This window comes from Arthrobacter sp. UYCu712, from assembly GCF_040547005.1.
Classification (GTDB): domain Bacteria; phylum Actinomycetota; class Actinomycetes; order Actinomycetales; family Micrococcaceae; genus Arthrobacter.
Window position 1 is genome coordinate 64215 of sequence record NZ_JBEPOZ010000025.1, and the last position, 6000, is coordinate 70214.

Sequence of the window (6000 nt, forward strand, 5' to 3'; positions counted from 1 at the left end):
CGGGCCCTCTGCTTCCCGTCCCGCCAGTTAGTTATTCCGGGGGCCGCGGCTGCAAAAAAGCTGCAGCGGGTCCTAGGGCTAAAGTCCTATGAGACGGCATTTGCGTCGATGCACAAGCTCCGGCGCGCCATGGCCCCCTCGAACGAGAACTGCTCTCGGGGCTGGGTCGAGCTCGACGAGAGCTTCATCGGCGGGGTCCACCGCGGCCTTCCCGGCGTCGGCCCGGACAAGATCTCGGTCCTGATCGCCGCCGAGCACTTGGACCACAACCGGATCGGGCGGATCCGTCTGGGCCCGGGGCGGCCGACCGCAGGCTGGCGCTGGTGAGGCGCCAGGCGCCACCATTCGCACCGAAGGGGCGAGGCAGCTGTGCCGCTTACGGCCGGCTAGTCATCAGCGGGCCTTTCCATTGCCGGGGGATGTTCTCCGGCCGGGTGGCGGCCTTCCTTGAGATGGCGTGCGAGCTTTTCTTCAGCGTCCGAGCGCCGTTGTCCGATGGTGCGCATCTGGTGTGTGGTCAGGTCCTCGCGGCGCCCCTGATGTCCGGCACGTTGTGCCGGCCGGGCCCCGACGGCGTCCGGGCCGGGTTCGTTGTGTTCGCTCATGAACGCATCGTCGCACACGATCTTCCCGGGTATAAGGCACAAAATGGCAACGTCGCGGGATCCGGAAGAACGACCGAGGAGGGGCCACCCGCCCAACCGGCCACGTGCTGGTTGTTCGGCGCCTGTCTTCGGGGCCCCGCCCCAGAGCAAGGCGGGGACGGCGTCCTCCCGGGACCGGTATCCTTGTCAGCTCTTGGGACCGGCGTTATCCAGATGCATGGAGGCCCAATGATGAGGATCCGCCCGATGCTTCCGGGCCTTCCCGCTGATACGGGAGTCTGTCAATGTCGGCCATCTCCCACCCGCACGGACGGGCTCGTTCCGGCGGCACACACGGAGGGCGGCTCTGGTGCGCCCGGTCCCTGCGGGCGGGCTGGGATATCCGGGTTCTGGCAACTGTTAGGCACGGCCAGCACAAAGTGAGCAACGCCAATGCCTTGATGGATCTGATGGGCAGGTGCTTGTCCGTTCGGCATTCGTCACAGCGTAGGGCTGTCCCGGGGTGGGTCCGCCCCGTCCGTCGGGGAGGCGCCGGGGCCAATGGACATGGTCAGTCCGTGGCGGGCTATTGAAGCACAGGATGATGGCTCGGAATGAGCTGAACGGTTGGCCGGGCCGAGGTTCTCCACCCCGAAACTTTCGGAATAGGAGATGTAGATGCATGGTGACCAAACCTGCTGCAGCAGCAGCCGGTAATGACGCTCAAGGACAAGGTGGTTACAGGGCTCCTGCTTTGAGCTCATATCAGGTCATTGTCGACAGTATTTGAAATGCCAGAGGAGGTGACGACGATCGGCTGCCGACTGGGACCCGTAGCCCCCGTGCCGTGCTCTGGCAGGCAGTGCTGCGAAAGCCGGCGAGGCCTCAACGCTGTAGCAGCTGCCGTTTGATGCAAACGACTGTCAAAAAATGCACGACGGTGCACAGGACTTCTGACGGTGATGGTGTTATTAAGCCGTGGGGCGGCGTGACTCTACTTCTGACTGACGCTTCTTGAAGCTGTCTTGTGAATGATCCGTCCGCCGTGCCACGGCCTGTAACAGACGCATTGGCCAGACGGACATGACTTCATAGCGCCTCTGTGTGTCAAGCGGCGGCCTGATGGGCGTGCTGGTGGTCGTGGAGGATCCGGCGGTAGAGGACATTGGAGAGTCGTCGTTTGAGCGCCCTGCGCGCTTCTCTGGGTGTTTTTCCTTCGGCGGTTTTCTTGAGGTAGTAGTCGCGTCCGGGGCCGGGATCGCGGCTTTGGCAGACGGCCATGGTGTGCAGGACGGAGTTGAGCTGCCGGTTTCCCCCGGTGTTGAGCCTGTGGCGGTTTTGATTACCGCTGGAGACATCCAGGGGCGCGGTTCCCGTGTAGCTGGCGAAATGTGAGGCGCTGGGGAAGCGGGTGATGTCACCGACGTGGCCCAGGAGCTTGGCCGCCAGGACGACGCCGATGCCCGGGACCTCCTGCAGGTGGTGGCGGATGCGTCCAAGGCCTCGCGGGTCTGAGCCTCGTTACTTTTTATGCCGGTATCGATGCGCCGGAGGTCGGCCAGCAGGTCTCTGGCGAGATCACGCCGGAGCGCATCGGTGGCGGTTGCCGGCCGGACCCTGCGCAGCGCGGCGCCGGCCTTGGTGGCGCTCAGGCCGGGTTCGACGCCGCCGGGGATGAGCTCGCGCAGGAACCGGTGCAGGCGGTTTAGCAGCCGGGCGCGTTCGTGGCCCAGATCGTCGCGTCGTTCGGCCAGCAGGCGCAGAATCGTGGTCTGGTCTTCGGCTGCGACGGGGCGCAGGTTCACCTGCCGCAGGGCTGTTACGGCGACCGCGAAGGCGTCTGCCGGGTCGCTCTTCCGGCCGCCGCCGGTGGAGAGGACCCTGACTTTCATGGCCAGTGTGGAGGGAACATCCACTACGTGCTCTTCGTGCGCGACGAGGATCTGGGCGGTTCCCCGGCCCAGCCCGTTGGCGCCCTCAATGGCGAATCTGCGCTCGGGCCATTGCGCGGCCCAGCCGAGCAGCTGCCGGGTGGTGCCGGAGTTGACGACGAAGCGCCGCCCCGCAAGCTGGTTGCCCGAGGGATCGATGGCTGCTGCGGTGATGGAGGATTTGTGGGGGTCGATGCCGATGACGATCATGTCCGGGTCCTTACGCCGACGTCTGTGATGGTTCACCCGTGGCGGGCACCCTGACTTGAAGTCTTTGCATGCCTCTGTCGAGCCACGCCCCGGGCGGGTGTCAGCGGCGCGGCACGCTATCAGTGAGCCAGCAGGGACGGACCCGGCGGCAAGGAGCTTGCGGACCTGTGCCGGCAGACACCCTGGACACTACAAGACTGCAGATCCTGCGGCATCCCACTACCCATTGAACAAGTCAGGAGCCTGATTCGACCAGTCCCATCACCGTCTTGTCTGCCCACCTGGTCGACGCGAGCCCATCACTACGCTGCTGCGGAGTCGAGGAGCCAGTTCCATCATGACAAATAAGATCATCAAAGTCATCGCCGGTGTCGATACTCATGCCGATACCCACCATGCGCCGTCGCGGCTGGGTGACAGCGGTGAACGATGATGAAATCCTCGCAGCGGAAGAAGCTGCCGCACGGCTCCAATCCTCTAGAACTGACCCCAACTGCACGCTACCGACATGTTTGATCAGGCCAAAGAGGTTTGGGCCCGTCGGAGTCAGCGGACGACGAACGTCGTAGTCGCTAAGGTCGTCGGGTTTCGCGAGAAGACGAAGGTATCCGAGGAAGTCAACTGGAATGCCTGACAGATGCCGACGCGGAAATGTGGGGATTGCTCATCTCCACCGAGACCGGACGCCCGACGGGCACCATCTATCCTCTGCTCGAACGGCTGGAGAGGGCCGGCTTCCTCCAGTCGCGCTGGGAGACCGACATCGACCGCCCTGGCCCGCGCAGGCGGCTCTACTCATTGCTTCCCACCGGGCGCCAATGGGCCGACGGCCGACTCGGCCGGGACACAGTGGAAATAGGGAGTCCTGATGATTAAGATCGAGCGCCGCCTCCAAAGGGCGACCCGCCTCACCCCGGCCTCCGAACGTGCTAGGTACGGCGAAGAATGGCGAAGTAACGTCCAGTCGGCTGATTCGGCCGGTGCAAGCGCCGACCGAATCAGCCGCGGCGCCGTCCGGATGGCCGTGCAACTGCGGGTTCGCCAGGCCGGCCAGCTCCTGCTCGGACGGCTCGGAGTGATCCCGGCGGTGCTTTCCTGGGTTCTGCTGGCAGTGGTTGCCGTTTTGTCCTTCGTTTTCGGTGGCATCATATTGCTGGTCGGAGTCGGAGTCGGCGTCACCGCCGCCGCCTTTGCTGTCCTGGCACGGGCGGGAGTGCAGGCCCACTGGTCACACTTCGTCCTGATCGCCTCGCTGATTGTCGGAACGGCCTCGGCTGTCTTCGCCTGGTGGGCTGTCGGCCTGAGCATCGACGCCGCCGACTCCTTCACGCCCGAACCTTCGGTCACTCACTGGACTGGCACGGCCATCGTGGTGTTCCTGCTGAGCGGCGTAGGTGTCCTGGTCTCTGCCATCATCGCGGTGACGACCAAAGCCGGGCGGCGGACCCCTTAGTCGGGACTCCGGCCCATAGCCGCCACCCGGACGACAAGAGCCCGAACCGACGATCGGTCCGGGCTCTCGCGCTACTGCCAGGCTCGGACGTGGTCCGGACCGTCCGGCGGTGGTTTAGTCAAACCACTTCGTTCCGCCAAAGTTGCAGCCCGTGTTCAGCGTCTGCCAGTAGCCCACGTCGGGGCGACATTCATCGAGGTTCCACGTCGGCTTGTTCGGTGCGGTCGGACCACCATTGGAACAGCTCGTCGCTCGGTACGCTCCAGCCGAGGTCGTCGCCGGGCGCGGCGATGTCAGGCTCAGGTTCATGCCGAAGGTCAGTTTGCGCATGGCGGCAGTCTCCCGTGGGTCGGTATTCGTTGTACGGACAAGCACGGCGCGGAAAAGTCATCGGTCAGGCCACACCGAGGGCCAGTTGACCACCACGCCAAGCAGATGCTCCGTACGGAAAGGATCCTTTACCGGGCGTCAGATCTGGTCGGACTCCGCGATTAGACGTTCAACCTCATCGGCCAGTTCTGGGACCGGTCGACGACCATCGAGATCGAGGGTCGCCCCGTTTCGAAGCAGCGGTTCGACGTCGAGAACGTGTTGGCGGATCGCGGACTGGTCAGCCTCTGAGCTGCCGTAGGTATTGTTCGTACGAACCGAGACTCGCTCGATGAGGACTTCTACCGGCGCGCTCAGGAGAACAACAACGGAGAAACGGTCATAGAAGCGACCTTGATTCTCGACAGTCCCCGAGACAACTAGGGGCGAATCAGACGCGAGAAGTGCCGACATTCGCGGTTCATCCCAAGTTCCGTCAGGAAGCACCCAGGCGTCGTAGTCGGTGTCGATCGTTTGGTAGCCCCGCCGGGACAGCTCATGCAGCACAGTTGTCTTTCCCGCCCCTGACATGCCGGTGATCAGAATTCGAGACATGTGAGCCACTGTAACCGGTGCGCCAGGGTGTCCGTAACCTGATCGTCCCCACTGGAAGCTGCGCTTTGAGTCGCGACGTCACCAAGGTGTGCCTCGAAGATCGATGCCGCCGTTCGGCCACTCCCTCGCATCGCGAGTCGACGAGCAGACGAGCGTTGGCCCTCCCTGAGACACGATGACCGATGTCTGGTCCACGCGGGACAAGCACCGTTCCGTGGCGTGCACCTGAACCCATCCCGCCGACTCGTAGAAGGGGACTACCTCTTTACGACATCCGAGGAAACCGAAGTCGGCTCCGGCTTCATCACGCATCGCCCTTTGAGCGTGCTGCATCGCTCGGCCGCCGAGACCAGTACCGCGAAAGCGTTGATCAACCAGCACGCCTCCCGTGCCAGCCACTAGGACGTCTTCGGTTCCTACCGATATCACACGACGCTGAAAGCCCACATGCGCCGCCAGCACAGACCCCTGGAACGTCAGTACATGGAAATCCGCCGGCGAGTAGCCGTACGGCGCGTCGGGATCCCACCGGCCGTAATCGCTTAGATATTCACTGTCGAAAAGCTTTTCCAGTGCAAGAAGTTCCATCATGCTGAGGTCTTCATGCCGCTGCAGCCTCAGGGGTTCATTCATCGTTCGAGCCTATGCCTTCATATCGAGAACCTGGACACGCCGGTCGTCCGTTAGCCGGTGGCCCAACGGGCGCTACAGTGCCCGATTGCTGATCGGCTACCGGACACTTTCCGCCGGAGGTTTTGGTGCTGACTGGCCGGCAACTGCTGTGTAGTTGCCGGCCGGCGGGCACCGTTGTGTCGTCTTCAGCTGTTTTTGGGCCAATGAGTAGGACTGCTGAAGTCCGAGGGCAGGCGCGTGTGGGCGTCGCCTTGGGCGGCGTTGA

The 6000-nt window shown here is 63.7% G+C and carries 7 protein-coding genes and 2 pseudogenes; 3 read left to right on the forward strand and 6 right to left on the reverse strand.

What is annotated here, in order from left to right; translation table 11 throughout:
• The first annotated feature begins 129 nt into the window (after positions 1–129).
• The gene (locus ABIB51_RS19255) at positions 130–327 is read left to right on the forward strand and encodes a hypothetical protein (RefSeq protein ID WP_354190922.1); all 198 of its coding nucleotides are present in this window, start codon (positions 130–132) and stop codon (positions 325–327) included.
• A 59-nt stretch (positions 328–386) separates the two neighbouring features.
• Here ABIB51_RS19255 and ABIB51_RS19260 read toward each other — a convergent pair whose 3' ends face one another.
• Both ABIB51_RS19260 and ABIB51_RS23275 read right to left on the reverse strand, forming a co-directional pair.
• Positions 387–605 carry a hypothetical protein gene (locus ABIB51_RS19260; protein WP_354190924.1) on the reverse strand — a complete coding sequence of 73 codons (219 nt, stop codon included), beginning with the start codon at positions 603–605 and terminating at the stop codon, positions 387–389.
• Positions 606–1555: 950 nt separating this feature from the next.
• The gene (locus tag ABIB51_RS23275) at positions 1556–2725 is read right to left on the reverse strand and encodes an IS110 family transposase (RefSeq protein ID WP_502916177.1); all 1170 of its coding nucleotides are present in this window, start codon (positions 2723–2725) and stop codon (positions 1556–1558) included.
• A 651-nt stretch (positions 2726–3376) separates the two neighbouring features.
• Here ABIB51_RS23275 and ABIB51_RS19280 point away from each other — a divergent pair.
• Together ABIB51_RS19280 and ABIB51_RS19285 are read left to right on the forward strand one after the other, a co-directional pair.
• Complete coding sequence (locus ABIB51_RS19280) at positions 3377–3601, forward strand: PadR family transcriptional regulator (protein WP_354190926.1); 225 nt, start codon at positions 3377–3379, stop codon at positions 3599–3601.
• On the forward strand, positions 3594–4178 hold the full coding sequence (locus ABIB51_RS19285; protein WP_354190928.1) for a hypothetical protein: 585 nt from the start codon (positions 3594–3596) through the stop codon (positions 4176–4178). Before ABIB51_RS19280 ends, ABIB51_RS19285 begins: the two co-directional genes overlap by 8 nt.
• Before the next feature lie 114 nt (positions 4179–4292).
• Here the strand turns inward: ABIB51_RS19285 and ABIB51_RS19290 are convergent.
• From ABIB51_RS19290 to ABIB51_RS19305, 4 genes and pseudogenes are all read right to left on the reverse strand, one after another.
• A pseudogene (locus tag ABIB51_RS19290) lies at positions 4293–4400 on the reverse strand (DUF2599 domain-containing protein); the annotation flags it as partial.
• Between the two features lies 1 nt (position 4401).
• A pseudogene (locus ABIB51_RS19295) lies at positions 4402–4508 on the reverse strand (dihydrofolate reductase family protein); the annotation flags it as partial.
• Between the two features lie 138 nt (positions 4509–4646).
• On the reverse strand, positions 4647–5102 hold the full coding sequence (locus ABIB51_RS19300; protein ID WP_354190930.1) for an ATP-binding protein: 456 nt from the start codon (positions 5100–5102) through the stop codon (positions 4647–4649).
• 78 nt (positions 5103–5180) lie between these two features.
• Positions 5181–5735 (reverse strand): GNAT family N-acetyltransferase, encoded by a 555-nt coding sequence (locus ABIB51_RS19305; RefSeq protein WP_354190932.1) that lies wholly within the window; start codon positions 5733–5735, stop codon positions 5181–5183.
• Positions 5736–6000 lie beyond the last annotated feature (265 nt).